Genomic DNA, 447 nt, shown 5'->3' on the forward strand with positions numbered 1-447 from the left:
TCAGCACGTCCCGCACGGCCTTGACGCCGCCGGCGAACGACGCCTCGTTGCCGGTCTTGATCGCGATCTCACGCGCGATCGCCTCGGTGAGGACGTTGTCGGAGATCTGCATCATGTTGTCGACGAGCTGCTCGATCGGCGCCGACTTGATCTCGCCGAGCACCTGCGCGCCCTGCGGAGCCGTGCCGGCGGTCGCTCCGGGAGCGCCGATCCGCTGTGCGAACGCGTCCGCCGCGGCCTGCGCCGGGCTGCCGGTCCGCGCGCCGTTGACGTTCGCCTGGTCGACGCGTCCGCCGTCGAGCATGAACGGCACGATCGGCGCGACCGAGCCGCCGCCGATGTCCGCCTGCTCCCACTGCGGCCCGAGCGCCTCGCCGGTGTACCGGCTCAGGTCGAACTGGACCTTGGTGACCGCGCCCTTCTGCTTGACCTGGTTGACCAGGTCGT

The 447-nt window shown here is 70.9% G+C and carries 1 protein-coding gene; it reads right to left on the bottom strand.

The window, feature by feature from the left end; all coding sequences use genetic code 11:
* On the bottom strand, positions 1-447 hold a 447-nt coding region (locus B0F77_RS46495), incomplete at both ends, for a D-alanyl-D-alanine carboxypeptidase (protein WP_211294391.1).

It is taken from the genome of Lentzea kentuckyensis, assembly GCF_002150765.1.
Classification (GTDB): Bacteria; Actinomycetota; Actinomycetes; order Mycobacteriales; family Pseudonocardiaceae; genus Lentzea; species Lentzea kentuckyensis.